Source organism: Neobacillus sp. YIM B06451 (genome assembly GCF_032667185.1).
Taxonomy (GTDB): domain Bacteria; phylum Bacillota; class Bacilli; order Bacillales; family Cytobacillaceae; genus Bacillus_D.
The window spans coordinates 23,638-49,367 of sequence record NZ_JAVFKJ010000024.1 but is presented as its reverse complement, the minus strand read 5'-3'; the positions used below and the strand labels follow the sequence as shown (position 1 = coordinate 49,367).

Annotated in this window: 26 protein-coding genes and 2 riboswitches; of the genes, 3 read left to right on the top strand and 23 right to left on the bottom strand. The window is 45.3% G+C overall.

What is annotated here, in order from left to right:
* Positions 1 to 385 precede the first annotated feature (385 nt).
* The 5 genes from RB160_RS23430 to RB160_RS23410 all read right to left on the bottom strand — a co-directional run bounded on the left by RB160_RS23430 (position 386) and on the right by RB160_RS23410 (position 8,260).
* Entirely contained in the window at positions 386 to 1,717 is a 1,332-nt protein-coding gene (locus tag RB160_RS23430) for an NCS2 family permease (RefSeq protein WP_316572870.1), read from the bottom strand.
* A gap of 130 nt (positions 1,718 to 1,847) precedes the next feature.
* A riboswitch (purine riboswitch) is annotated at positions 1,848 to 1,949 on the bottom strand.
* 100 nt (positions 1,950 to 2,049) lie between these two features.
* Positions 2,050 to 3,603 carry a glutamine-hydrolyzing GMP synthase gene (gene guaA, locus RB160_RS23425; protein ID WP_316572869.1) on the bottom strand — a complete coding sequence of 518 codons (1,554 nt, stop codon included), beginning with the start codon at positions 3,601 to 3,603 and terminating at the stop codon, positions 2,050 to 2,052.
* A 120-nt stretch (positions 3,604 to 3,723) separates the two neighbouring features.
* A riboswitch (purine riboswitch) is annotated at positions 3,724 to 3,825 on the bottom strand.
* 41 nt (positions 3,826 to 3,866) lie between these two features.
* Complete coding sequence (locus tag RB160_RS23420; RefSeq protein WP_316572868.1) at positions 3,867 to 6,086, bottom strand: transglutaminase TgpA family protein; 2,220 nt, start codon at positions 6,084 to 6,086, stop codon at positions 3,867 to 3,869.
* The gene (locus RB160_RS23415; protein ID WP_316572867.1) at positions 6,083 to 7,303 is read right to left on the bottom strand and encodes a DUF58 domain-containing protein; all 1,221 of its coding nucleotides are present in this window, start codon (positions 7,301 to 7,303) and stop codon (positions 6,083 to 6,085) included. The genes RB160_RS23420 and RB160_RS23415 overlap by 4 nt, the downstream gene beginning before the upstream one ends.
* Positions 7,304 to 8,260 carry an AAA family ATPase gene (locus RB160_RS23410; protein ID WP_316572866.1) on the bottom strand — a complete coding sequence of 319 codons (957 nt, stop codon included), beginning with the start codon at positions 8,258 to 8,260 and terminating at the stop codon, positions 7,304 to 7,306.
* Between the two features lie 198 nt (positions 8,261 to 8,458).
* Between RB160_RS23410 and RB160_RS23405 the strand changes: the two genes are divergently transcribed.
* Positions 8,459 to 8,929 (top strand): GNAT family N-acetyltransferase, encoded by a 471-nt coding sequence (locus RB160_RS23405; protein WP_316572865.1) that lies wholly within the window; start codon positions 8,459 to 8,461, stop codon positions 8,927 to 8,929.
* A 79-nt stretch (positions 8,930 to 9,008) separates the two neighbouring features.
* Entirely contained in the window at positions 9,009 to 9,320 is a 312-nt protein-coding gene (locus RB160_RS23400) for a hypothetical protein (protein ID WP_316572864.1), read from the top strand.
* 73 nt (positions 9,321 to 9,393) lie between these two features.
* On the opposite strand, the gene RB160_RS23395 is transcribed toward RB160_RS23400, so the two are convergent.
* The 18 genes from RB160_RS23395 to RB160_RS23310 all read right to left on the bottom strand — a co-directional run bounded on the left by RB160_RS23395 (position 9,394) and on the right by RB160_RS23310 (position 24,725).
* Positions 9,394 to 10,767 (bottom strand): vWA domain-containing protein, encoded by a 1,374-nt coding sequence (locus tag RB160_RS23395; RefSeq protein ID WP_316572863.1) that lies wholly within the window; start codon positions 10,765 to 10,767, stop codon positions 9,394 to 9,396.
* A gap of 41 nt (positions 10,768 to 10,808) precedes the next feature.
* Positions 10,809 to 11,393 (bottom strand): hypothetical protein, encoded by a 585-nt coding sequence (locus RB160_RS23390; protein ID WP_316572862.1) that lies wholly within the window; start codon positions 11,391 to 11,393, stop codon positions 10,809 to 10,811.
* A 42-nt stretch (positions 11,394 to 11,435) separates the two neighbouring features.
* On the bottom strand, positions 11,436 to 11,900 hold the full coding sequence (locus RB160_RS23385; RefSeq protein WP_316572861.1) for a DUF4234 domain-containing protein: 465 nt from the start codon (positions 11,898 to 11,900) through the stop codon (positions 11,436 to 11,438).
* On the bottom strand, positions 11,891 to 12,268 hold the full coding sequence (locus RB160_RS23380; RefSeq protein ID WP_316572860.1) for a hypothetical protein: 378 nt from the start codon (positions 12,266 to 12,268) through the stop codon (positions 11,891 to 11,893). Before RB160_RS23380 ends, RB160_RS23385 begins: the two co-directional genes overlap by 10 nt.
* 44 nt (positions 12,269 to 12,312) lie before the next feature.
* Positions 12,313 to 13,548: an ICP22 family protein gene (locus RB160_RS23375; RefSeq protein WP_316572859.1), complete on the bottom strand. Its 1,236-nt coding sequence runs from the start codon at positions 13,546 to 13,548 to the stop codon at positions 12,313 to 12,315.
* A gap of 171 nt (positions 13,549 to 13,719) precedes the next feature.
* Complete coding sequence (locus RB160_RS23370; protein WP_316572858.1) at positions 13,720 to 14,409, bottom strand: Tad domain-containing protein; 690 nt, start codon at positions 14,407 to 14,409, stop codon at positions 13,720 to 13,722.
* Positions 14,406 to 14,855, bottom strand: coding sequence for a TadE/TadG family type IV pilus assembly protein (locus tag RB160_RS23365; RefSeq protein ID WP_316572857.1), 450 nt, complete (start codon positions 14,853 to 14,855; stop codon positions 14,406 to 14,408). The genes RB160_RS23370 and RB160_RS23365 overlap by 4 nt, the downstream gene beginning before the upstream one ends.
* A complete protein-coding gene (locus RB160_RS23360) occupies positions 14,836 to 15,534 on the bottom strand; it encodes a hypothetical protein (protein WP_316572856.1) in 699 nt (232 codons plus the stop codon). The genes RB160_RS23365 and RB160_RS23360 overlap by 20 nt, the downstream gene beginning before the upstream one ends.
* A complete protein-coding gene (locus RB160_RS23355) occupies positions 15,531 to 15,653 on the bottom strand; it encodes a hypothetical protein (RefSeq protein WP_316572855.1) in 123 nt (40 codons plus the stop codon). Before RB160_RS23355 ends, RB160_RS23360 begins: the two co-directional genes overlap by 4 nt.
* Before the next feature lie 84 nt (positions 15,654 to 15,737).
* Complete coding sequence (locus tag RB160_RS23350; protein WP_316572854.1) at positions 15,738 to 16,550, bottom strand: hypothetical protein; 813 nt, start codon at positions 16,548 to 16,550, stop codon at positions 15,738 to 15,740.
* Entirely contained in the window at positions 16,469 to 16,927 is a 459-nt protein-coding gene (locus RB160_RS23345) for a hypothetical protein (protein ID WP_316572853.1), read from the bottom strand. Before RB160_RS23345 ends, RB160_RS23350 begins: the two co-directional genes overlap by 82 nt.
* A 567-nt stretch (positions 16,928 to 17,494) precedes the next feature.
* Positions 17,495 to 18,880, bottom strand: a complete 1,386-nt coding sequence (locus RB160_RS23340) for a VWA domain-containing protein (RefSeq protein ID WP_316572852.1) — start codon at positions 18,878 to 18,880, stop codon at positions 17,495 to 17,497.
* Between the two features lie 66 nt (positions 18,881 to 18,946).
* Positions 18,947 to 19,168, bottom strand: a complete 222-nt coding sequence (locus tag RB160_RS23335; RefSeq protein ID WP_316572851.1) for a hypothetical protein — start codon at positions 19,166 to 19,168, stop codon at positions 18,947 to 18,949.
* A gap of 19 nt (positions 19,169 to 19,187) precedes the next feature.
* Entirely contained in the window at positions 19,188 to 20,129 is a 942-nt protein-coding gene (locus RB160_RS23330; RefSeq protein ID WP_316572850.1) for a type II secretion system F family protein, read from the bottom strand.
* 3 nt (positions 20,130 to 20,132) lie between these two features.
* Entirely contained in the window at positions 20,133 to 21,062 is a 930-nt protein-coding gene (locus RB160_RS23325) for a type II secretion system F family protein (protein WP_316572849.1), read from the bottom strand.
* Entirely contained in the window at positions 21,034 to 22,410 is a 1,377-nt protein-coding gene (locus RB160_RS23320) for a TadA family conjugal transfer-associated ATPase (RefSeq protein ID WP_316572848.1), read from the bottom strand. Before RB160_RS23320 ends, RB160_RS23325 begins: the two co-directional genes overlap by 29 nt.
* 300 nt (positions 22,411 to 22,710) lie before the next feature.
* A complete protein-coding gene (locus RB160_RS23315) occupies positions 22,711 to 23,856 on the bottom strand; it encodes a CpaE/TadZ family protein (protein WP_316572847.1) in 1,146 nt (381 codons plus the stop codon).
* 56 nt (positions 23,857 to 23,912) lie between these two features.
* A complete protein-coding gene (locus tag RB160_RS23310) occupies positions 23,913 to 24,725 on the bottom strand; it encodes an SAF domain-containing protein (protein ID WP_316572846.1) in 813 nt (270 codons plus the stop codon).
* Positions 24,726 to 25,413: 688 nt separating this feature from the next.
* Here RB160_RS23310 and RB160_RS23305 point away from each other — a divergent pair.
* Positions 25,414 to 25,623 (top strand): hypothetical protein, encoded by a 210-nt coding sequence (locus tag RB160_RS23305; protein WP_316572845.1) that lies wholly within the window; start codon positions 25,414 to 25,416, stop codon positions 25,621 to 25,623.
* Positions 25,624 to 25,730 lie beyond the last annotated feature (107 nt).

The following is a 25,730-nucleotide window of genomic DNA, read 5'->3' as shown; positions in this document are numbered from 1 at the left end:
TATTGTTTGTTGACGCTTGTTTGTTTAGTTTTCAAGGAACAATGTCGATTAAAACAACTATTCTAGTATAACATTTTCAAATTGCTTTGTCAACAACTTTTTTTCAAAACCTTATCAGCTTTGAAGTTTGCTGATTAAGCAACTTTCTTAGTATACCTGGCAACCATCCGACTGTCAACCATTTATTTTTTACAAAACAGTAAACAGCGATAGCCGCTTCGGTGTTTTATAATAATATCACCGTACTTTGCATTCGTCAACAAAGTTTATGTTTCCAATTTATTCCTGATAATTTTTCAACAGCACTGTTTCTCCGCTTTCTTCTATTGTATATCAGTGCATTCAAAAAGGATTGGCCGCACGGGCCAATCCTTTTCTAGAGTCCCTATTCTGTAAGGAACATAAAATATAGAAGGAAGATGACGAAAAACACGTACATGACTGGATGTATGTCTTTTCTTTTGCCTGCAACAAGCATTGTAATCGGGTAGAAGATAAATCCTGCCGCGATTCCTGTTGCAATGCTATAGGATAGCGGCATTGTAATGATTGTCAGGAACGAAGGAACAGCGATTTCAAACCGTTTCCAATCAATATTCCCAATGGATGAAACCATCAGGACGCCGACAATGATCAATGCTGGAGCTGTTACCGGCGCTGTTACGATCGATAGCAGTGGATAAAAGAAGAGCGCCAGGATAAAGCACCCCGCAGTAATTAGTGCTGCAAATCCGGACCTGGCACCTGCTGCAACCCCGGCACTCGATTCGATGTAGGACGTTGTGGTTGATGTACCAAAGATAGATCCAACCATTGATGCAATCGAGTCAGCAAACAGAGCGCGGCCAGCGCGGGGAAGCTTGTTCTCTTTCATCAGACCGGCCTGGTTGGCGACAGCCACAAGCGTACCAGCGTTATCAAAGAAATCAACGAAAAGGAAAGTCAGGATTATACCGAGCATTGCGGCTGTATAAAACGAACTATCATTAAAGGAAGTGAACAAAGCGCCGAATGTTGGCGAAATGTCCGGGACCGCATCGACAATTTTCGAAGGAGGGTCGATAAGATTAAATGCAATACCTACAATAACGGTAACGATCATTCCATAAAAGACCGCCCCATTAATACCTCTAATCATCATCACAACAGTAATTAATAGGCCGAAGATTGCCAAAAGCGTCTCAGGATTTCCCAAGTGGCCAAGGCCAACGAGTGTTGCATCATTTTTAACAATGATTTTTGCATTTATTAAACCAACAAAGGTGATGAACAATCCGATACCGGCACCAACCGCGTATTTGAGTTCAACTGGTATGGCATTGATGAGTTTTTCACGCCACCCAGAAATGGTCAGCAATAGGAAAAAAACACTTGAAATGAATACAGCGGCCAGCGCGTGCTGCCACGAAGCTCCGTGCCCGAGGACTACCGAATAGGCAAAAAACGCATTAAGGCCCATCCCCGGCGCGAGAGCTATCGGGTATTTTCCGATCAAACCCATGATAATCGAACCTACAGCAGCTGCAAGGGCAGTTGCAACAAATACTGCTCCATGGTTCATTCGGACTTCATCAGGAAGCCCATCAACATTTTGGAGTGTTAATATCAGTGGGTTGACTACAAGAATGTAAGCCATTGCCAGGAATGTGGTTAATCCGCCGATAATTTCGCGGCGATAATTCGTTCCAAGCTCCTCAAACATAAAATACTTCTTCATATAAATCCCCCTAGATAATTGGTTTGGCTTTTCGCAAGCTCTCTCTAAATCCAGGAACACAAAAGCGCCCCGGCACAAGTTGCCGGAGCGCTGACATGAAGCATGCATGAATAAACGGACGGAAAAAGCCCTTTATTCTTACACACTTCGTAGTCAAGCTATTTACGGCAGCTCGGTAGAAACTTCTGGGCCATATCCCCAGTATTATACGAAGCAAAAGAAAATATACATAATCATTACGTTGTCATTTTAACAGCTGCAAATCCCAACGTCAACACAAAACACGAACATTCGACAAAAATTTTGGCGCTTCGTTCGACCAATTCACCCTTTTATTCCCACTCGATTGTAGCAGGCGGCTTGGATGTAATGTCATACACGACGCGGTTCACATGAGGGACCTCATTTACGATCCTTGTTGAAATGGTCTCAAGTACATCCCATGGTATACGTGCCCAATCCGAAGTCATCCCGTCAATGGAAGTAACGGCCCGAATGCCGATTGTGTAGTCGTATGTCCTTGTATCTCCCATAACCCCGACGCTGCGGATATTCGGAAGGACAGTGAAGTATTGCCAGATTTCGCGCTCGAGTCCGGCATTTCGAATTTCCTCACGCAAAATCGCATCGGATTCACGAACAATTTCCAGCTTGTCCTCTGTAATTTCGCCAAGGACACGGATGCCGAGTCCCGGGCCAGGGAACGGCTGCCTCCAGACAATTTCATCCGGTATGCCAAGCTCGGTGCCCAATGCGCGCACTTCATCCTTAAAGAGGGTACTTAGCGGCTCAATAAGCTTAAACTGCATATCCTCCGGAAGGCCTCCGACATTATGGTGCGATTTGATTGTTTGGGCAGTTGCTGTACCACTTTCGATGATATCCGTATAAAGGGTTCCTTGTGCAAGGAATTCAATGCCTTCAAGTTTATGCGATTCATCATCGAACACATAGATGAATTCATTGCCGATAATTTTTCGCTTTTGCTCGGGATCTGAAACGCCACTGAGCTTCTCCATGAACCGATCACGCGCGTCCACTTTAATAACATTCATATGGAAACCGTCGGCAAAAGTTTTGACAACCTGCTCGGCCTCGCCTTTTCTCAGCAAGCCATGGTCAACAAAAATACAGGTAAGCTGGTCTCCAATCGCTTTATGGATAAGAACTGCGACTACCGAAGAATCAACACCGCCGCTCAGTGCGCAAAGGACTTTTTTGTCGCCTACTGTCTGGCGAATTTTTTCCATTTCGATTTCAATGAAGTTTTCCATCGACCAGTTGCCGCTGCAGCCGCAAACTCCGAGGACAAAGTTCTTTAGCAATTCATTCCCATGGACCGAATGGCGTACTTCCGGATGGAATTGAACACCATATAATTTTCTGCTTTCATCACTCATGGAGGAAATTGGGCATGAAGGACTGTCTGCATCCGCCGTGAAACCAGCCGGAACAGCAGTAACGAGGTCGCCATGGCTCATCCAGACGACCTGGCTTTCAGGCAATCCTTTGAACAAAGCTGTTTCATTTAGGACAGCGATTGCCGCCTTGCCATACTCTCGGTTTTTGGCCTTTTCGACTTTTCCGCCGAAATGGACGGCCATCAGCTGCATGCCATAGCAAATTCCGAGTACAGGAAGGCCGAGTTCAAATATTCTCTCATCACAGCGGAACGAATTTTCATCGTACACACTGTTCGGGCCTCCGGAGAAAATAATCCCCTTCGGATTCATCGCCTTGATTTCTTCCGCTGTAATGGTATGCGGATGCAGTTCACTGTACACGCCAAATTCCCGGATCCTTCTCGTAATCAATTGGTTGTACTGGCTCCCGAAATCGAGAACCACAATCAATTCCTGTTCATGAAGTTCTGTTTTACCAGACAAGTTCTCCACCTCTTTCTCATCTATTAGTATATACATAAAACTTTTTCGCAATAAAAAAAATCGGACTTGCCCCTTTTCCACAAAAAAGAAGGCAGAATTCCGATTTTTAAGCAAAACAACTCCCGAAATTGCTGCCTTCATAGTCGGGCCATTTACGGCGGCCCGGTAGAAACTTTCGATCCATATTATCGAGGATATATGAAGGGTTTGTACAGATTCGTTATTTTATTATCTTTAGATTTTACCTGTACGCAATTTACTGGTCAAGAGATTGTTTTTTTAATTAAATTTTCCCACAATTGTTTTGTTTCTTGCCACGTTCCTTCAGGCATTTCCCTTCTGTAAAGGAAATGTTCGTACTTTGATGTAAGCTTCCCCATTTCCTTTGTCGAGAAGAAGGAATCTACATAGCCCGCGTAATTCCTAAGCGTCTGTCCGTCCTTCCTCGGCAGGCCGTACCGCTGAAGCTGTTTCAAAAGAGTTAGATATGCTTTTCCGAATTGCTCATCTTTGCGGGTGAGCTTGTATCTGTATATTAAATAATACGGAAGCCACCTTCCACGCTTGCTGTATGCGGCCCAAATCAAGGCAACTAAGGCTAAGACGCCAACGGCAAACTTTTTCCATTCATTTTTGAAAAATAGTTTAATTTCCTTCAAAACATTTGTTTCCGTTTTTTGCTGGTTCGGGATTGGGTCAATCTCTTCCAGTTTATTTGGGCGATCCGGCTGGTTCGGGTCATTTTGCTGAGAACCAGGTGTAACCGGATTGTTTGAAGGGTTGTTTGTCGTTTCATAATCGATTTGAATATTATTTGAAAACCCTTTTGTTGGCTCAAACGGAATCCATCCCAAATTCGGGAAGAACACTTCGACCCAGGAATGGGCATTGTTGTTGGTTACTTCATAAAGCTTTTTCTTTGAGTCCCCATCACCGACTGACTTCAGCTCCCCGTGCGTATACCCCTTTACCCACCGGGCCGGAATGTCTAGGCTCCTGAGCATGACGACCATTGAAGTCGAAAAATTATCGCAGTATCCCGTTTTTGTATCGAACAGGAACTGGTCGACATAGTCTTCATTATTGCCCGGTACCGCAACATTTTTCTGGTCGTACGTAAATTCGCTGCGGTCGAAATAATTCTCGATGGCCCTTGCTTTGTCATACCAATTTGTCTTTTCTCCAGCTATCTCATTAGCAAGTTCCTTTACCCGTAACGGCAGCGATTCCGGCAGCTGTGTATAACGCTTAATGAATTCCTCATCGACTCCGCCATAATCCGATCCGTCCGCCCATCTCAATTCATCCAATTTAAATGCGGGCTCATCATAAATAAAACTATAATTTTCAAGGATGGCCGGCTCGTTCCACGGTTCCATCGCCTGGATTTTTTCTGTAGCGGTATTGAGGCGGAAGGTCACCTGTCCTTTCGCCATTATTTTTTTGATTCCTAGAGGATAAACTAAGTGAGGGTATTTTAAATACGTAAAAACTCTCTCAGTATATTCCTCTTTCTTCACACTTTCCGGATACCCCTCGAGGGGAACTGGGTCATCGTATGTAAAGCCGATGCCCCCATTTACGATTTGGGACAGAATCCATCCTTTCCCTGTATAAACGTCCTTCGTTTCCACACGCCAATAATGGCGTCTTTCAGCATCCGCCCGGAAGACAACCGTATTATCCGGCAAAAAAGGGCCTCCGAGTCGGGAATCATTCTCCCCGTACCCGATTCGCGAAACGCCGCCTGTCCCGCTTCCGGCATTTTCATTCAACGATTTTAAGAATGGCACAGGATCAGGCCAGACCGGGGCCGCTTTTGGAGCGGCAAATCCTACCGCTGTGCTGAAAGCGATCATCCCCGCCAGCGCAACCGCCCATTTCCGGGTATGCCTATTTCCTTGTCTGGACTGTTCACTGCCTATAAGCCGGAAAAATGTCAGCATCCCCATAACGGCGAATCCGGCAATCACTGTCCTGACAATTGCCCCATCCCCTTTATATGTCGTGAACGTATCCAGGACTGTGATATAGATAATTGTCATCAAAAAAAACACAAAAATCCGGCGCTTGTTCAACAGCCAATATTGAATAAGGTAAACCATGAGCCACAGAAGGATGAAGAATAAAATGGTCCGGAAGACATTGGTCAGCTGCTGGTAATCCTGGCTAAAAAGAAGTCCAACATTCACCTTTATATCAGCGGCCAAATCCCCCAGCCAACCAACACTGAAAAAACTGCCGTCAAAATAAAACCTATAAATGGCATATAGGATATAAAAGCCTTTAATAAAAAATTGCAGTATTCTCCCAAGCTGGAAGATTGATGATGCAAACGCGATGACCAGGAAAATAATGAAGACTTCCATATTATCCGTATCCGTCAGTTCATCAAGCGGCCTGAGCCATTCCCAAATGAGCAGGAAACCAAATCCGTAGAGGAGCAATGCGCTCAAGTCAAGTTTAGCCCTCTTTTCATTCATCGCAGGCTCACCTCCGAGAATGCCGAATCAAATTGATTCTCATGCACAAGTATGATCCTTACACCGCGGGTGATCCCCATTGCTTTCAACGCCAGTTCCTCATTCGTCGGGGATTCTTTTTCATCTTTAATCAAAAACACCGTGACCATCCCCTTCTTATGGCCAAGCATGCCGGCTTTCTCTATCAGTGCCCTAGTGAGGTGTGAGGTTACAATCATCATCGTCATATTCTGGCCCGAAAAAAATGTTTCCGCCTCGAGAACGGTATCAATCGCAACTGGACAGGCCGGCTGCACTTTTGCCAGATGGTAAAAGATTTGCTGAAGCTGAGTTTCCCCTCCCCTGACCGGGAACGCTATCCTTTCTTTGCTGACCGAAAGCAACCCCGCCTGCGCCCCTTTTTTCAAAATGGCCCTGGAAATGGAAGCTGTAAAGGCAACGATTCCTTCAAAACGGCGGTCCGGGACACAATCCATAACAATAAGCACGTCGTGTGACTGCTTTTGCTCAAATTCCTTTGTCATGATTTCATTCCGTTTTGCCGAAGCTTTCCAATTAATCCATGAAAAGCGGTCGCCCGGCTGATAATCCCTGACTCCGATTGCCATCGTCGTATCCCGTTGGACCCTTTCTCTAGAGGCGGCGGCTCCCTGGTCATAGTGATTTTCAAAAGGGCGGTATACTAACTCCGTGTATGCCGGATAAACAAGTATTTTGTCTTCCGAATCGGAGTTTTGTTCCTTTTCAATCAGGCCAAGCAAGTCCCCGGTTTTGAGCTTTATTGCTTGGAACGCATGCTCGCCGCGGGGCAATTCATCAATTGTATAGTCAAATACGATTTCCTTGGAAAGTCCCGGAAAAAGCAAAGCTTTGGTTTTCTCTTTTGGGACGGCATGCCTCAGCGAACCGCCAATCTGTTCCTCTGCAAGCAGGTAGAAGAGCGGGAATGCCCTTTCCCTTTTTAAAATGGTACGTACTTTCAACGGCTCGCCCGCAACAAATTCCAGCTTTGGCAATCGCCTTTCCGCTTTAATGCCATCCTGGACCGGATAAAAAGCTACAGCTAGCGAATAGGCGGCGAAAGGAAGAAAACTGTAGAAAAGAAACCAGCTGACAAATCCCCCCTGAAACATTGCGTAGCTGAACGCAATGGCGATAAGAAGGATTAGGATAACCAGCTTCCACATATGTTTAATTGCGCGAAATTTTTCCTTCATTTACTTCACAAGCCTTTGAACCGGCACCGGCACCCTTGCGACAATCCGGCTGATGATTTCCTCAGCAGTTATGCCTTCGAATTTCGCTTCAGATTTAAGGATGATCCTATGGGAAAGGACATACGGAGCCAGATATTGGATATCATCCGGAAGGACAAAGTCACGTCCGCATATAAAGGCGTATGCCTGTGCTGCCTTCATGAGGCCGATGGAGCCGCGCGGGCTTGCCCCAAGATAAACGTTTTCGTGGATTCTTGTCCGATTGGCAATATCCACGATATACCGCTTGATTGTATCCTCAACAAACACATTCTTAATTTCGTATTGGAGCGCCCTTAGTTCTTCAAGGCTGACAACTGGCTCCAGTTCTTCGATTGGAGGGGTTTTTTGCGCACGGTTGAGGACTTCCATTTCTTCATGAATTTCCGGATACCCCATTTTCATTTTAAGCAGGAACCGGTCAAGCTGTGCTTCCGGGAGCGGATAGGTTCCTTCATATTCAATCGGATTCTGGGTCGCCATAACGAAAAATGGTTTCTCAAGCCGATGGGTAACACCGTCGATGGTGACGCTGCTTTCCTCCATTCCTTCTAGTAGGGCGGACTGGGTTTTCGGCGATGTCCGGTTAATTTCATCCGCGAGGATAATATTGCCCATAATCGGACCCGGCCGGAATTGGAATTCCAGTTCTTTCGGATTATAGATCGATACGCCCGTCACGTCCGATGGCAGCAAGTCAGGAGTGAATTGAATCCTCCTGAATGTGGCTCCAACCGATTTTGCTAATGCCCGGACCATCATCGTTTTCCCTACCCCCGGCACATCCTCTAGCAGGACATGGCCCTCTGCAAGCAAAGCAACAAGGCTTAATTCGGCGACCTTCCTTTTCCCAGTCATGACTTTCTCAATATTTGCTAATATTCTTTCAATATTAAGGTTCATAATATCACGCGACATTTTCTTCCTCCCGCTTTCATAGATTGAAGTTTCTCAAGACCTATAGTAAGTTTAACATATAAAAACAATTCTATATATTCTGTCAAATACCTGTATTCTAACTAAATATGTTAGAAACCCCGTCATTATTTGACGAAAATGAATGGTAAAAAGTTTCAAATTATTTAAAAAAAGTTAAAGAATTGGGAGATAAATAGCATGGACCTAATAATTAATAAAATGAGTGAGGAGTATGCCTCCCAAATTGCAAGCTGGAAGTATGAACCTCCGTATGATTTTTACAACAGTTCTGCTTCTTCTGAAGGAATAGAGGAGTTAATGGAACTCCCTTATTACGCTGTATTGAACTCGAATGGCGAACTGATTGGATTTTTCTGTATAGGAGAGTCGGCACAGGTGCCAGCGGGGGCAGAAATGGGAGCTTATTCCGACGGCTTCATTGATATTGGACTCGGAATGAAACCTGAGTTGACTGGAAATGGGTTCGGCTTCGCCTTCTTTACACGTATCCTTGGCTATTTACAAGTTAAGCTTCACGGGGTACTCTTCCGACTAACAGTGGCGGCTTTTAATGAAAGGGCTGTCCGCCTTTACCGGAATGTGGGGTTCGAGGAATCGATGCGTTTTTACAGGGGAGCCATTGAATTCATTGTCATGGAAAGAGCTTAAGAAAGTCGGGTATTATGAATCTTTTTAAAGAATTGATTCGTAAAGAATAGTTAAACAAATGGAAAGAGGGGAAACAAAAGTGAGCACTTCAACCATCTTAAAATGGGTCACTGGCGGCCTTGAGGCGCTGTTGGGAATTCCTTTCCTCGGTGGCATTATCATTGTTTCAACGTCCTGGACGCCTTTATTTCTGATGGCCATCCTGCATATTGTCACGATTGTGTTTGCGGTCAGGGAAGATGAAAGCAAGACAGGGAATATTATTGGTTTTATTACTTCGGTGATTGGATGGATTCCGTTTGTCGGCATGGTCATGCATATGATTTCCGCCGTCGTCATTTTGCTTGATGCCTACAGGGCTAGTACGAGAACCAACCATCAGCATTATTAAAATAAACCAGGCTGCCCGGCAATCCCCTGACAGCCTGGTTCGTTTATTTTTTATGTTCTGGGTGCCCATCCCTTTAATTCTGCGAGACATTTTCCCCATAAATACTATCGATTTGCTTTAAAGTCGTATCCAAATCCTGTTTGGTGGACTGAATGAGTGTTTTCTCCAATTCATCTACAAGCTCAATCTCCTTGTTGAAAAATACCTTTGCCCGCTCAAAGATTCGATAACTTTGACTATTTGTAATTTTACCTTGCAAATCCAGTTCTACGAGAGAAAACTGGACTAAATACTGTTCTTGGCGGATTTTTGCTCTCCATTCATTCGTAAGTCCATAAATATCGAGCATTTGATTATTCGATTTGGTCAGCGCATTTAGCGATTCTTTACTCTTCCAATTAATCCAATCCAATGACTCTTGAATTGATTTTTGGAACTCATTCTGAAGCTGGTCCTGGTTTTGAACATTCTTATATACACCGCCAGCTGCTTTTGCAATGCTCTGCAGCTGATGGGCATCTTTTGCATTCACGTCGAACCCGATGATATTCACTACCGGGTCAATTCCAGAAGCCTTCAGGCTTTCCGCGGCTGTAACCGGGTTCCCTCCGCAAGTTTCAATTCCGTCACTGACAACATAAATGATGTTTTTATTCTCTTTGCCTTTGTAGGCTGCAAGGTCATTTTGGGCCGCCTTGATTGCCCCGGCAAGAGGCGTCCACCCAGCTGGCTTGAATTTTCCAAGCGCTGTGTCAAGTTCGGATGCATTGAAGGATTGCGGGCTGTAAACCAGCTCATTGGAATCACAGGAAAGCTGTTTATCTTTTTCGGCCCCTGTTCCTTTATGCCCATACACACGGAGGCTGATATTGGCTTCCTTCGGCAGGGATGCGGCGAACTTACGGATTGCTTCCTTGGCCAGCTCCATCCGGGTTTTTGATCCCATTTTATTTGCCATGCTTCCGCTGGAATCGAGAATAATTTCAACATTATATACCCTTTTTTCACCCGCAGCACCCTGGGAAGCCGGCATCGCACCAACCTGCAGGGCCTTTAACACTTCCCTCGGATCGTTATAATCCCTCTTGTAAAGGGAATACAGATACTTGATGAGCTTATCGTATTGTTCCATATCCGCATTTTCAGGGAGATTCGGAACTGTACTTAATTCAGATTTAATCTCCTGATCCAAGTCCTGGGCTTTTTTGGCAGAAAATTTCCCAGCAGGATACTTGAGGGCTTCTTCAAGATTGGCAGGTAGTTCGGGAACATCTGAACCAAACTCACTATCCTTTACATCTGGCTGCTTGGGGGTTTCTTTTTCCTCCGCTTTTACCGTCTGTTCTTCCTTGGCCGGTTTTTTGGCTTCTTTCTTATCCTGCTGGCAGCCAGTTAATACTATGAAACAAAACATAAAAGCAGCTAACTTAAAGTAGTGTTTATTCATTAAATCTCCCCAACAAACGAATAAACCTTCGAGGGCAGAATCTACCTGTCGAAGGCTTCGTATTTTTTTTCGATGGCCACAAGCTGGAAGCGGGCGTGAATGATGCCCACGACGATGAGCATAACTGCGAATCCGACCGGGCCGGCGATATGCACGCCAATAGTCTGGGTAGAAATATAGCCAATCATTGCCCCTACACCGCTTCCGACAGTTCCAATCAAGATAAGCCCTTTACCAAATTTAGTCTTGGGAGAATGGATTTCATCCAATAATGTTTCGGCAAATTTATGGCTTAATACAATTACGGTCAGCATTAGTAACAGCAATAGTATGCCGGGAAGGAGTTTGCCGTAGGCCCTGGCGATAGTCAACGCAAAGAAGAGCATCATGGAATCGGTGAATAACAGCACCATTCCCAACCGCCAATTGAGATAATATTGGAGTTTCTTCACTTTCGTAACTACAGAGGCGGCAACCATCACCAATCCGGCGATGATGCCGACTATTACAGCAGTATCACTTTTATCCGGATAGAACATAAAGGAAAAAATACTGATGAGAGGAAATATTGCAAATGGGATGACATTGTTCGCAAGCGGGTCCTCCCGGTACGGTCCTAAATTCATTTCGGCACCTCCAGAAATAGTCACGATTGTAATAGTTTATCATCATTCCATCTTGTTGATTTTATGCTGCAAGTACCAAATGGTGAGAAAAAAGGTCAAGATGCCATTAATTGATTCATCCTCCATCTTTTCCATCAGCACTTCTCTTATTCTAAAAGAATACCAGATAATGCACGAAACCCCAAAGACAGTAATTAAGTTATCGATATACTCATAAAGCATGATGGCAATTTCATTAAGGAAAAACGGTCCAATCATAAAAACCAGCGCGGAAACAGAATACAAAATTAATACGAGCCATGGAGCCCATTTATGTATGATTTTTTTTCCCGCAAGCCTATTCACCTCGTCCCCCCTGTTAAGCAGCCAGTAAGGGAAATAAATTCCTATGGTTAAGAAGCTTAAGAGAACAGTCAGCCATACTGGAGTCATGCGGATACGCGGCCTTAAGAAACTCCCTTGATAAAGCTCCTCATCTTCCACCGCTGGATAGGTATTTAATGCCATGCAGTGGCCCCCTCTCGTTTTCTCTTTCTACTTTTAAAAAACAAGGCACCCAGGTTGCAGAACATAATGGCCAATACGAGAGAGAGGCCAAAGATGTCGGGGGTGAAAATCATATCCCCCGCCACGAGAAGGACCATGAAAAAATAATTGAATAAACAGACCACAGCTCCCGTAATCGTGGCTGCCATATAAGGGCCCGAGTCCCAAGCCCAGGCACTGAGCAGCCCGGCGGCCATATAAGTAGCCGCCAGGCAAATCACTACCCCAAAAAGATTATTTAAAATCGGAAGATAAAACGCAACCAAGCCAAAACCGGCTGAAAGGAATATTCCAGTACAAATCGCGACAAACAACCTTGATAAACCCATGATAGACCTCCTGAACTGGATTGGGTGTTGGAGCAGGGCTGCAATTAACCACCAAACCAGCCCTTGACCATTGACCAGCCTTTTTTCGCCAGGGAAACCCCTGCGTCTAATCCTTTTTTCAAATTTGTACGGACAAAGTCTTTGACTTTCCTGCCCACATTGGTTTCAAGCGCAATTCCTATGGCGACACCTGCTACGGCACCAACAATCGTTCCGACAATGGGCACCGCAGATCCTGCCACCGCACCAGCTGCCATAGCTCCGAGGGCGGAACCCGCTGCGGCAGCACCAACGCTGAAGGCAGTTTCCGTAATGGCTGTTGCTGCAAAATCGGTATTCCCAAAGCCATGCTGCTTATAGGCACCATAGATGGCAAAACCACCATTGATGGCCCATCCGCCCGCTTTTGAAAGGGTATGCTTAAAAGCAGCCCCCGGGTTTACATAATGGTTTTTTACCGGAAGCACCCTTAATTCTTTCTTACCCGGCAGCAGATTAAATGTCTTTTTGACAGAGGCATCCTTCACCTTCTTGCCTTTTCGGCCTATATCCATCAGGAAATTCTGTACAGGCACGGTCGCTTTTTTATACCAGGGAGCATTGGCCGGAACCGTCAGTTTGTTCGTTCCGGTTACGAGATAGTTTGTCGTTTGTCCTGTCGCGCCGTCTATAACTCTCAGCAAACGATGGCCATTTTTATAAGCTAAAAAGCTGGTTGCCGATGTGAAACCGATTCCGCCAATTTTACCGGCATAAAATTGCCAGCCCTCTAGTTTGCTCTGTTGGTAGGGGCTGTTGGGGCCAAATTCGGGTATTCCAGGAGCCCCTGGTTCCTGGCCGGGAGCCCAAGGCCCGTTCCCTTCAGGACCATCGCCATTTTGCCCAGACGTCCACGGGCCTGTATTTCCACCCGGAGTCCCGTTAGGATTGTTCGGATCCACTCCACCCGGTCCTGTTCCTCCAGGATTGGCTGAATCTTGGCCATTCGGCCCTGTGCCACCAGGATTTGCAGGGTCTCCATTGTCCCCTGCCCCATTGCCGCCTCCCTTGGGATCGGGAGTTTTCGAGTCTATATCGTCCCAACCGCTTCCTCCAGGATGTTCACCTGGATTACCTTCCCATGTTTCCCCTTCCCACGGGTTCCCTTCCCAGGGGGTACCTTCCCACGGGTTCCCTTTCCAAGGCTTCACTTCAGCAAAAGTAGCCACTGGCATCATTCCAATAGCCAAAATTAAGGAAATGGACAATACAGCAGCAATCCTTCTCAGGCGTTTGTGCACACCACAACCTCCAATCCTTCTCTAAATATTATTTTACTGGGCTAAAATAGTCGGGCTGTCCATATATGCAGGAGAAAGCTTGATACCGGGGAAATCAAGCTTCCTCTCTTCTTCTTGCGTTAAATTTGATTCACGTTATTATTCCGAATTCATCTTGCCTCTCCACACCTTTTAATGAATTGGGGTTTCATAACCGTCGTATCCAGGGAATTTTTCGAGAAATTTCACTTCTGGGCCGGCAGATTCCTGGAAAAGCTTTTCCTTTAAATCACCGAAAAACTTCCCATATGCTGTCCCTTCCACGGTATTGGACGCTTTTACATGAATCTGATTATTTTTTATGAACAGCTTAGCCTCCGATGTATTTCCCCCATTGGCCACTATAGTTTCTCTAACAGCATCTTCCATTTCACTTAAGGCATATGGCAGTTCTGCTTCTATTTTTGGTTTCAAGAAAATTCTTCCTTGTGGCTTTTCCAGTTCCTCTGTTACAACCTGGTCTATCGCTTCAAGACGGATTTCATTTCCGCTGAATTTTGAAAAGCGTGGGTTACTATTCAAATCTAGTATTCTTTTATCCACTTTTTCTTCGATGGATTCTAAAATAACTGGCACAGGCAAAGGCACAGGGGCAGGCACATCCGAATGGTCCTTGATCTTTTCCCAAACCCTGTTGTAGAGAACAGAGGTTGCTGCGAGGCTTGCCTGCTGTGCAGTCGTGTTTGCCTGTTCCTTTACGGCGAACACCTGGGCGAGGTTGAAGACAAAGACGAACATGATCATCAGGATTCCAATCATCCCAATCAGGAAAAGGGCTGTATTGCCGTCCTCCTGCTTGAGCAGTTCTTTTACCCTACTCATTTAATCACCCGGCCTGTGGCTTCAGTTGTATAGGTGACCGAAGGAATCGTGCCGCCAAACAGCTTCTTCGGAAGGAACACGAGCTTGATGTCGACATTCACCTTGGCTGTAAATTTCGGATCATAGTCTCCCGTTCCTTCAATTGGCGCTCCCGAAAGGCTTAAATACCCGCTTGCCGTCGAAACGATGTTTTCGGCGGCTTTGCTCGCTTCCACTGCATCCTCTGTAATGGAATAGACTTTTGCCGCTTCATTGACAGCCGATTGGGCAACTACCACCCCATGAACACCGACAATCATCTGCCACATAACGGATAGGACGATAATGACAATCGGCAAGATCCCGAGGAACTCAATGGTCGACGATCCCCTATCTTCTTTCAGTATGCTGGCTGCCCGGCTTGAATAAATCGAGTCTCTGATGATGCTAGTGAACTTCAGGAGCAAGTTGATGCCCCTCCTTCCAGGACAGATAGTAGTAAGCTATCCAAATGCTGAGGAATGGAAAAAAAACGAGGTTCAACAGCATTTGCACAGTGATCTGGGCGAGCAGCGAGGCCGTGACGGAATAAATCACATACATGCCAATCCATCCAATGATGATTTCCACTAGAGAAATCAACAAAATAATGGAAAGCAGCGAGAAGAATTTCTTCTTCGCAAAAGCGAAAGAGGGCTTTATTGATTTCCAGATTGACTTGCCACTCATAACAGCTTCATAAGGTGCTGTAAAAAAGAAAACCAGCAGGATGAGGCCCGGAATGATAAAGAAAATAGTTCCTACCGTTGCCGCTAAAGAAACCGCGATAGCAAACAAGAAAATGGAAAAGGCGGTAGTGAAGAATACATAATAGATATTCCTATACTTATATTCTCCCTCCTCAGCATAGCTCTTCACCATCTCGATGAACGGAACTTGAGCAATCATCAGGACTGACAAAGTGAGGAAGATGTAATAAAAATCGGCAATCGCAGAGGTAAATTCGTCAAACACAAAAAAGTAAACAATATTATTCAAATACCAAATGCCCAGCAATAGCGGCAAGACGATGGTAAGGGAGAGCAGCAGCACTCCCTCGAACCTTCCTGTATATAACCTGAACGCATCTTTGAATGAAAGAATCATCTTAAATCCTTCTCCTCAACTGCCGCTTTCTTGTCTTTAAACTTCTTGCCATTCAGCTTCTTCTGAAGCCTCCGGTTTTCTTTATAAATTTCTTCTTGTTCGAACGATCGCAGACACATGTATGCATAACCTTTCTAGGAACCTTTTTATTTTTTTCTGCAAAATCAAGTAACATAAATTCTGGCGTTGTTGCTCAATAGAAGTCAGGAAAACCAGGATTTCAATTTCCTCCATCCATTTTTTGCTTTATTCGCCAGATTCCCAGGAGCATTTTTGATTGTATTCCAGTGTTTCACTACATTCCCTCCTGCCCATAGGGCAGCCCCGGCAGAAATTAATGCACCCCCAACGACCTGTCCGCCAGGAAACACGGCAATACCTGTCCCTACAGTCTTCAGAAATTCACCTGAACTCTGGTTCAAACTGGAACCCGCCGTTAGTTTTTCTGCTGAATTTTTCGCTTTTTGTAAATCCCAAATGTTTTTTCCTGTATCGATTCCAGAAAATCCTGCACTTACAGCAGAAGAGACAACATTTAACTTTCCTAAAGGCGCTAGATTCTTAAATTGAGCTGCTCGATTAAAAGCTTGTTGTCCTGCCGTTAGGATTTGACCTCTTATTGCTGCTAGGTTGGTGTCTTTGAATTTATTAATAACATCCTGGGGGTTCGCTAATCCCAGCGCAACTTTGTTAAGCTCAACTCCATAGGCGGTATTTGCATTACTTAAGTTAGTTTTGTAATCCAAGAAAGTCTTTGGCACATCGAGTCCAGCAGGTCCCGCTTCGAGAAAGTCTATATCTTTAGCGGAAAATTTATAAGAGGATTTTAATAGTTCCAGATAAAAATCCTTTGATTGGGGACTTGATTTCTTTAAATTGGAAAAATCGATTTGTTGTTCCTTCATAAGTAAATAAGAGCCAGAGCCGACGTCTTTTATGCCGAATTTGAACCAGTCATACCCACTGTAAGGGCCTTCACCATTCTTGCCTGAAGGATTTGGCAGTGTATATGGCATGAATCCGGCATTATTCCTATCCACAAAAGGAATAGGGGCATTCCCTGTGTTGGCCCCTCCGGGATTGTTAGGAGACACATTCCAGCTGTTTCCGGACCATCCGCCGCCAGTTCCCGGAATATTGCCTTGCCATCCATTTGCGTTCCAACCATTAGATGTCCAACCGTTGGCGGTCCATCCGTTTGCATTCCAGCCATTGGCTGTCCAACTGGCAGCAGTCCATCCATTTGCGTTCCAACCATTAGCTGCCCAGCTGTCAGCAGTCCATCCATTTGCGTTCCAGCCATTAGCCGCCCAGCTGTCAGCAGTCCACCCATTTGCGTTCCAGCCGTTAGCTGTCCAGCTGTCGCTATTCCATCCATTTCCATTCCAACCATTAGCTGTCCAGCCCTCTGCAGACCATGGGTCAAGATACCATGGGGTGCTGGACCAATCTGTACCAGCCCAAGGGTTCCCAGGATCTGTAGGATTTCCTGTCCATGAATTCCCTTTTGTACCTTGCCCCTCCCACGGGTTACCCTCCCATTTCAGTTCGCTTCCACTCCAGGGATTTCCCTTCCATGGGTCCCCTGTCCAAGGATTCCCGCTCCACGGTTTGATGGTGGCCGCTAGGATTGGAACGGAAAACGATTGAAAGATCACGATAGCTATCGCAAAAATGGCAGCCAGTTTACCTATTAGCTTTTTTTGCACTGTCCTCCCCACTTTCACCACATGTGCAGTAAATTACTTAGAAGTCCTCACTTTGTGTTTTTTCTTAAAAAGAACAATCAGTTGATTTCTAACTGCAAACCTCAAAAACATACCCCAACAGGCTTCCTTCCCGATCATTTTCTTAGTAGAACTGTAACTTGAATCGTCCACGGGGGAGGAAGGCAGAAAAGGATTGGAAAGGAACGATGTGGACCACGCCAGTCAATCTGGTATGCTGCCACATCGAAATCCTAATTTTGAGTGCTAGAATTATATTTTTCATTAATCTGCTTCTTCAGCTCTTCTATACTCTTAAGGTTAAGCTCCTTGAGAGTCTCATTGATTTCATCCTGAGCATTTTGAACGAGTTCATCGTGCTTAAAACTAATTCCTCTCAGTTTTTCCATCTGGTTGTGAGTAATTTTCTTTTCATCCTTAAGAATATAAAGCAAATGGTTCACGTTCAGCCTTTGGGTATCCTGTTTGTAGCCCCAATCGTTGGAAAAGCCTAAAATATCGAAATTGTTGTCTACCCTTTGAGCATCTGCATCCCTTATTGAATCGTTTTTCCATTCCTCCCATTTTTCGAGGACTTCCTGTGCACGTTCAAACTCTTGCTCCAGTTGCTCCTGGCTATTGACCGTCGTATATATGCCATTGGCGCTTTTCGCTACATCTTTCAGCTGCTGTTGAGCTTTTTGATCAGCTTCAAATCCGATGACGTTGATGATGGGGGAGATATTGGAATCCGCGAAGGATTTGGCAACTGCCACAGGGTCGCCATCACACGTTTCAATGCCGTCTGAAACCAAATAAATCAAATTTGTGTTTATTTTGCCATCGAATTTTCCAAAGGCTTTCTTAGATGATTCCAGGGACTCTGCTACGGGTGTCCAGCCGCTAGGCTTGAATTTGTCCAACGCAGCCGTAAAACTTCCTGCATCGTACTTTGAAAACCCATAGACCTGTTCTATCGCTCCGCAAGAAGCCGCTTTATCCGAATCTTTTCCCGTGCCTTTATGCCCGTATACCCTCAGTGAAACATTGGCTTCCTCAGGCAGGCTTGAAAGGAAATTTGTGATCGCTTCCTTAGCGAGTTCCATCCGGGTCTTCCCGCCAATCTTTTGTGCCATACTGCCACTTGAATCCAAGATTACTTCTACATTGTAGTTTTCTTTAAATTGATACTTGGAATTCGGCATATCTGGATTCCCGGATGCCGAAAATTCCCATTTGCTGATTAAATCCTGTGGATTGTCAAAGTCTTCAGCTACCAAGGAATAAACATACTGAAAATATTTTTGATAATCTTCCTCCGTTGCTTCTTCTTTAAGAGGAGGAAGATCTTTAATTTCTTTAATTACCTCAGCTTCAACCTCATCCGACAGGACTTCCTTCGTGGCAAATTTGCCTGCTGGCTGATGAATCAGCTCGGCAGTCGTTTCTGGAACCTTGGGCAAGTCCGCAAAAAATGAGTCTGCTTCCTTCCCTACTGCTTCATCTTTATCCTGTTTGCTGGCCGACTTTGCCTTTTGCTCGGCAGGCTTTTCATTTTTTGTTACGTTATCTTCTTTATCAACACATCCAGTTAATGATATAGATGCGGCGAAGAGAATTAGCATCAACAACTTTTTCACTATTTAGAACTCCTTTTGGGAACTGATCAAGGTTAATTGTAGGTGAATGACTCTTTCCCCAGTGGCTTATTTTCCGCCGCCAATTTGGTCAATCATGCCTGTGAATTTCTTGAGTACAGATTTTCCGAATTCTTTATCTTCTCCAAATGCCGTTGAAATAAGCCCGACTACGATTACGACAACTGCTGCAATTCCAATCCATTCCAATGTCTGGGAACCACGCTCATTACGCACCATGCTTTCAAGCTTCGTTGATGCCGCTACGTACCATTGTGTAAGTTTTTTCATTTTCATTACCTCCATATAATTAAAAATTAAATAATTTAAAAATACTGTTTTCTCCATAAATCAAGTTCAAAAGCATTAGGCCAGCAATCATTAAGATGGAGACAGGGGCTACAACAAATGTGGTAACCAAGGTTACTTTCGGGGATGCTTTGGCAGCAAGCTCCTTCACTTGCTCTTCTCGCAGCTGCCTCATGTCCTCCGCTTGAACCTTAAAGGTCGTCGCAATAGGCACTCCTAGTTTCAGGCCCTGTAAAAGCGACTTAATCAGTCCCTGAAATTCTTGATTATCGTTTCTTTGAAGCAGATTGCGGTAGGCGGTTTCCCTTGGAACACCAAGATCGATTTCATAGTTGAACCGCGAAAACTCTTCCCTTAACGGTCCGTCGAAGAAGCGGATCACCTCCCTTAATGCTTGATCCAGGCTGACGCCCGCCTGAAGGCTGGTACTAATGGTATCCAGGAAATCCGGCAAATCCCTCCGGAGCGCTTCCTGCCTCTTTTTAGCCTGCTGGCGAATGATAAGGATCGGCAAGAAATACCCAATAAGCGGATTGAAAATAACTGCATACTGCGAAAACGGAAGTCCGATAATTAAGGAAATCATGCCGGCAAAAAAACCAACAACGAGCAGGAATAACTTCAAGCCTTGAAAGCGTTCGACTGTAAGCTGATACGGATTGCCTGACTTACGGATCCACTCCGCCACATCGGCATTCTCGCTGAAAAAGTTGATTCGCTGACCGAGGTCCGAAAATTCATCGGCGTATTTCGTCATCTTCTGAAACCAGACTGCCCGCCTGCTTTTCTTCTTCGCCTTCTTTTCGAAGGCATCTGTGTAGGTGACGTTCGAAATGTGTTCGATCAGCACTCTTTTCTCCCGGATGTACAATGAGTAGTGGCGGAGAGAGAGCCCAAACATGAGCCAAAACAGAATGACAGCTAATATGATGTATGCATCCATAATTTACACCTTAATGTTCGTGATTTTTCTGATCAGGACAAAGGAGATCAGAAGCCCTGCAAGAAAGAGGACCAAAATGATCAATCCCGGCCCGGTCCAAAGGGGATCCGTGAAGCCTTCAATGATGTTATTCATCATGAGCAGGATAAAAATGGGCATCGCCGGGATAATGAGCGAGATGTAGCGCTGCTCCGAGGTCATTGTTTTGATGGTCTGTGCCAGTACTTTCCGATCTTCAAGCGTGTGTCCCATTGATTCAAGTGTCGCTGCCAGATTTCCGCCTGTCTTTTTCTGAATCAGGATGGTGGCGATGAAAAGCTGGAATTCCCTTGACTTATTCCGCTTTTGGACACTCCTTAATGCGGTTTCAATCGGAACGCCCAGTTTAAGCTCGTTCACAATCCTACTAAATTCCGGTCCGGCAGGCGCCGGTACTTCCCTGGCGACTATTTCGAGCCCCTGGTTGATAGTGAGGCCTGACCTCGCTGCATTGCCGAGCAAACGGCATATTTCCGCAAGCTGCTCGTTGAAGCGCTCTTCATATTTATTTTTCCGAATGAAAAACAGCAAGTAATGAGCAATGTATAAAATCAACAGCGAAACAAGCATACTGACAAACGGCGGGACACGAAAAATGTTGAAAAGCAAAACAAACAGGGCAAGGAAACCTAAGATGTGAATACCGACATACTCTGATGGGAGCAGGGCCACATTGGCGTTCTGCAGTTTATGTGCAAGCGGCTCTGCCGATTTGGATTGGTCGAACTTGTCGCCGAGAACACTGATTTTACTTTTCCTTCTTTCTTCAGGAAACCACTGATTAACCCGGTGTTTCCACTCCCTTTGCTGAGAGCGGTAGCCTAGAAAGAAGTAGCCCCCCCATAATCCAAGCAGGACGGCAAGACTATAAAGTATAGCTATGCTTGTGGTCAATGCCTGCACCTCCTTTCGGATCGAACATGCTGTCATCAAGATTGATTCCATATACACGCAGCTTATCGAGGCATCTTGGGCGAATCCCGGTAGCTGTATGGATTCCGAGCACTTTGCCCCCTTCCCCAATTCCTGTTCTCCTAAATTCAAAAATTGGGCTGACCTCGATTTTTCCCGCCTCATTTACAAAGACTTCCGCGATATTCGTAATTCTCCGGGAACCATCGCTCAAGCGTTCTGCTTGGATGATGAAATCAAGCGCACCGACGATGTATTCACGAATGATATGTATTGGCAGATCCATCCCGGCCATGACGACCATCCCCTCGACACGGTTGATGGCATCCTGTGGCGAGTTGGCATGGACAGTAGTCAGGGAACCTTCATGTCCAGTGTTCATTGCCTGAAGCATGTCAAAGGCTTCTGCGCCGCGGACCTCCCCGACGATGATACGATCCGGTCTCATCCGCAAAGCATTTTTGACCAGTTGGCGAATCGTCACTTCACCGGTGCCCTCTACGTTCGGAGGGCGGGCCTCCATCCCTACCACGCTTGCGCGATTAAGCCGAAGCTCCGCGGAATCTTCAATCGTGATCACACGTTCATGAACAGGAATGGCTTTTGCCACTGCATTGAGCAGGGTGGTTTTCCCGCTGCCTGTTCCTCCTGAAATCAAAATGCTCATTTTCGCTTCCACAATGGCCTGCATGAAAATAGACATTTCTTCAGTAAATGATCCGAAATCCATTAAATCCTTCATTTCAAAAGGCGTTTTTCGAAATTTCCGGATAGATATGAGCGTACCGTTCAGGCTGATGGGAGGGATGACCGCATTGACACGGCTTCCATCTGGCAGCCGTGCGTCAACCATCGGAGAGCTTTCATCGACACGGCGTCCAAGCGGAGCAACCACCCGATCAATAATATGCCGAACATGAGATTCATCACGAAAGGATACATCCGACATCTCGAGCCGCCCATTCCTCTCAATGAAAACTTCCTTAGGGCCATTCACCAGAATTTCAGTAATGCTGTCGTCATTCAAAAGAGCTTCAAGCGGGCCAAAGCCGACGCTTTCATCAATCAGGCGCGACAGCAGTGTATCCTTTTCATGGCGGGGGATGACGACCTTTTCCTCAGCCATGAACTGGTTAATCAGCCGTTCAATCTGAAGGCGTTTTTCCCCTTCGGTCAAGCTTGTTAAATGTTCGAGGTTTGTTTCAGTCAAAAGCCTCGTCTTGTAATGCTCTACCAATTCGTCGATATAAGGATTCACATAGGATTCTACGACTTCCGGTACTGCCTCAAGCCTTGGCTTGGCTGTAGATTTTCTTTGGAAAAGCGACATCATCTCACCTCCTTAANTGTTTCAGTCAAAAGCCTCGTCTTGTAATGCTCTACCAATTCGTCGATATAAGGATTCACATAGGATTCTACGACTTCCGGTACTGCCTCAAGCCTTGGCTTGGCTGTAGATTTTCTTTGGAAAAGCGACATCATCTCACCTCCTTAACAAAATGCGGAAGCGCCTTGGGCAGCCCCGACCAGCATAAGACGGGGCCCGCAGGACGGGCCTGCCCTCCGGAGGGAACCGGCTTATGACCTCGAGGGGCTAGGCGCTGTAGCTGGATTAAAAAGTCATATTCCTTTATTTCAACATGGAAACGACCCATTTTTGTACATCCTTTGCTGCTGGTATCAGCTTCTTCTCTTTTGGTTCCTTCCGGACAGGTCTCCCTTGATTCACGGCAGCTTGCACACCCTTATGATCGCGTCGGACCTCTGCCCGAACGGGATATTTCACAAACCTTTCGATGTCTTTCTTGGATAGCTCGTTTTCCTTCCCTGTTTCATTAAGGATAATTTCCAGCCGATCCTCGGTGATGATGCCGAGACGCTGGAACAATTCCTCGACGTGCTTAAGCACCTTGATGGAAGGGGTATTCAAATTCATGACATAAAAGATTTTATCCGCTTCTGTCAACACGGCATAGCTTCGTTCATCCATAGCCGACGGGATGTCGACAATAATAAAGTCGTAACTTCTACGGCAGGCCCTAAGCAGGCGGATAATATATTCTTCATCTACGGACTCTGCCAGTTCTGCATCTTTAGGGCTAATCAAAATTTCCAACTTAGAGAAGCCTTCTTTCTCCGAGACATTCCGGATATGGTGTTCGTTGATCTCGTGAATGACCGGCTTCAGGTCAATGAGTGAGCGATTGCTGTCGATTCCCAAAAAGGTCTCTGCCCCGCCGTATTGCAAGTTCAAATCAATATAAATGACTTGGGCGGTTGATTCAAATTTCAATGTCTGAGCAAACGCGGTGCTGAGGAAGGTTTTGCCGCTTCCCCCTTTTCCGCTGTAAAAGGCCAGCACCTGTCCTCTCCCCCGTTTAAAGCTTCCCGCAGAAGCAGCAGCTTCTGTCTTCGTCCTTGTCTGGGCTGCAAGGCCCCGAACCCGGTCTGTCAGGACATTGATTTCGTCTGGAATAACAAGGTAATCCATGGCGCCTGCCCTTGTGACATCACGCAGCAATTGAAAATCCTGCAAGTCATGTATGAATAAAATGGACACCGCCGGAAATTCCTTTATTAAGGAGTGAATTAAGTCCACTGGCGACTCAAAGCTATTTTTTAACACAATCGCTATGTGCGGTTCATGCCTTTTCAGCTCCGCCAGGTAATTCTGCGCTTCGATAAAGACAACTTCAAATTCCGTCAACGCTTCTTTCACCGTACTGTATAAGCCATTCTCTTCACCGATAATGAACAGCTTTGTCTCTTTACTCATACCGTCTCCTCCGTCACATGCTTATCTATGAATATAGAACCCTATCTTAATTCCCCTTAAGTTCCGGGAGGCTTCTCGCCAGTTGCGGGTTTTTCCTGGGAAGGAGGCTGATTCGCGGCAGGCTGGGCTGGATTGGCTGCAGGCTTCTCCTGCTGAGCGGGAGGCTTCTGCTGTACCGCCGGCGGTTTAGCCGGCACCTGAATCGTATCTTTGCCATCCGTCGGTTTTTCCCCTTGTGTTCCACCTTGGTTCATTTCTTCCTTGCCTACGTTCGCTTTGATGATTCGTACGCTATCCGAATAATTCTGCATATGTATCAGCTCAGGTGCTTTTTCAAGTGGCACTTCGACCTGTACCCCTTGGAACTCATTCTTCCGCTTCGCTACACGAGCGACTTTGACATCCTTCATGAAAATTTCCGTCTTCTCCTCACTATCAAACGTATGAGAAACAACGATGTCTACCCGATCCAAAGCCTCAAGAGGCTCATCAAAAAAGACCCTATCCGAACTCATGAGAGTTATTAATCTATTATTCTCTTCCACAACTGCCGAGGATTGCTTCAGGACGTTTTTCGTAATGATGTCTCCTTTGGACAAGGGCACCACAGAAACTTTATTTTGTAATTCCTTAACATCTACAACATGATAGCTTCGAAGGTACTTCTGTGGGATTTCTTCCTTCTTAATGTTGTTTGGCGTAATGAGCGTTCTTGAGCTAATATCTTCTCTCGCCACGAATACCTCGGCCATGGTTCCAAGGTCCGAATTGAGCGCCTGGACCTTCTTCAAAACAAGGAATCCAGCAATCAAGGCCAATAATAAGGCTAAAACAAAAAATATAATGGCTCTTCTCTTAGACTCTAACATTCTGCATCTTCTCTCCTACCCCAGGTTCTTTTTTCTTATATTAATTAAAATTGGATATATTTACCTCTCTCATTTACCGCTATTTCATTGCAGGCAAACATAATTTCAACTGTTTTTTTAATTTCCACTACTAATTTAGTATCATCTGTTCACAAAGCTGTCAATTTTATCCCCTTTCCGTTAAATAACGCCTATGATTATTTGACTATATAAAAAAACATCCCCTACGGAAAAACAGGAAAATAGCCCTAAATCTGAAAGTTTTTTTATCTGGATTAGGACAAGCGAAATTCACAAAATTCACTCCTTTAGTCCCGTTTAACGTAAAAATTGTAAAGTTTTTTAGAACTTTGTAATTATTTTTCTAATAATTGTTAACTGGAAAATTCAGCGGATTTTGTTTAATAATTTTGTATTACGGGTATTAATTCATTCATTTCAAAGGACGATATCTCCGATTCTCTATATCTTAAATAGATTGCAAAATTGGGCACTGATTTTCATAATGGAAATTTACAATGATGCCGATGGGTTGTGCGCTCCACCGGAATATCATCATTAGTCTGGCAGTAAAGATGCGAAAGTTGAGCCATTTATAAAATTTGGGTTGTTAGTCCTAATGGGAACGCCTTGTCCACCCGGCCAATTTCCGCATACTCTATAGGAAATTGAAGAAAGGGGGAAGAACATGTCCAGGTTTACTTGTAGAGATTTCCGCAGGGAACACCGTTTCTTCTGCAACGAGTTTGCTCCGATTTTGGCCGAGGCTGAAACAGAAAACAAGCGTGAACACGGCAACCCTATTAAGAATCGGGAATTCTCCAAATGCTGCCGCCAAAGCAATGAACGCGGCATTCGCGAACATCACCGCCGACACCATCACCACCACTGCAGCTGAGGCTCGAGCTGACTAGAGCCAATCCACCTGCCACACCTCACTTTCACCGTATATAAAAATAAAAGCCGGCTTCTTTTCCAATTAGGAAGAGAATACCGGCTTCTTTT

What these genes read in the sequence shown, in the direction of transcription:
- RB160_RS23430 (WP_316572870.1), bottom strand. Translation starts at nt 1,717, where the DNA reads ATGAAGAAGTATTTTATGTTTGAGGAGCTTGGAACGAATTATCGCCGC.
- RB160_RS23420 (WP_316572868.1), bottom strand. Translation starts at nt 6,086, where the DNA reads ATGAATGAAAAGAGGGCTAAACTTGACTTGAGCGCATTGCTCCTCTAC.
- RB160_RS23415 (WP_316572867.1), bottom strand. Translation starts at nt 7,303, where the DNA reads ATGAAGGAAAAATTTCGCGCAATTAAACATATGTGGAAGCTGGTTATC.
- RB160_RS23410 (WP_316572866.1), bottom strand. Translation starts at nt 8,260, where the DNA reads ATGTCGCGTGATATTATGAACCTTAATATTGAAAGAATATTAGCAAAT.
- RB160_RS23405 (WP_316572865.1), top strand. Translation starts at nt 8,459, where the DNA reads ATGGACCTAATAATTAATAAAATGAGTGAGGAGTATGCCTCCCAAATT.
- RB160_RS23395 (WP_316572863.1), bottom strand. Translation starts at nt 10,767, where the DNA reads ATGAATAAACACTACTTTAAGTTAGCTGCTTTTATGTTTTGTTTCATA.
- RB160_RS23390 (WP_316572862.1), bottom strand. Translation starts at nt 11,393, where the DNA reads ATGAATTTAGGACCGTACCGGGAGGACCCGCTTGCGAACAATGTCATC.
- RB160_RS23385 (WP_316572861.1), bottom strand. Translation starts at nt 11,900, where the DNA reads ATGGCATTAAATACCTATCCAGCGGTGGAAGATGAGGAGCTTTATCAA.
- RB160_RS23380 (WP_316572860.1), bottom strand. Translation starts at nt 12,268, where the DNA reads ATGGGTTTATCAAGGTTGTTTGTCGCGATTTGTACTGGAATATTCCTT.
- RB160_RS23370 (WP_316572858.1), bottom strand. Translation starts at nt 14,409, where the DNA reads ATGAGTAGGGTAAAAGAACTGCTCAAGCAGGAGGACGGCAATACAGCC.
- RB160_RS23360 (WP_316572856.1), bottom strand. Translation starts at nt 15,534, where the DNA reads ATGATTCTTTCATTCAAAGATGCGTTCAGGTTATATACAGGAAGGTTC.
- RB160_RS23355 (WP_316572855.1), bottom strand. Translation starts at nt 15,653, where the DNA reads ATGTGTCTGCGATCGTTCGAACAAGAAGAAATTTATAAAGAAAACCGG.
- RB160_RS23350 (WP_316572854.1), bottom strand. Translation starts at nt 16,550, where the DNA reads ATGCCATATACACTGCCAAATCCTTCAGGCAAGAATGGTGAAGGCCCT.
- RB160_RS23345 (WP_316572853.1), bottom strand. Translation starts at nt 16,927, where the DNA reads ATGGTTGGAATGGAAATGGATGGAATAGCGACAGCTGGACAGCTAACG.
- RB160_RS23335 (WP_316572851.1), bottom strand. Translation starts at nt 19,168, where the DNA reads ATGAAAAAACTTACACAATGGTACGTAGCGGCATCAACGAAGCTTGAA.
- RB160_RS23330 (WP_316572850.1), bottom strand. Translation starts at nt 20,129, where the DNA reads ATGGATGCATACATCATATTAGCTGTCATTCTGTTTTGGCTCATGTTT.
- RB160_RS23320 (WP_316572848.1), bottom strand. Translation starts at nt 22,410, where the DNA reads ATGTCGCTTTTCCAAAGAAAATCTACAGCCAAGCCAAGGCTTGAGGCA.
- RB160_RS23315 (WP_316572847.1), bottom strand. Translation starts at nt 23,856, where the DNA reads ATGAGTAAAGAGACAAAGCTGTTCATTATCGGTGAAGAGAATGGCTTA.
- RB160_RS23310 (WP_316572846.1), bottom strand. Translation starts at nt 24,725, where the DNA reads ATGTTAGAGTCTAAGAGAAGAGCCATTATATTTTTTGTTTTAGCCTTA.
- RB160_RS23305 (WP_316572845.1), top strand. Translation starts at nt 25,414, where the DNA reads ATGTCCAGGTTTACTTGTAGAGATTTCCGCAGGGAACACCGTTTCTTC.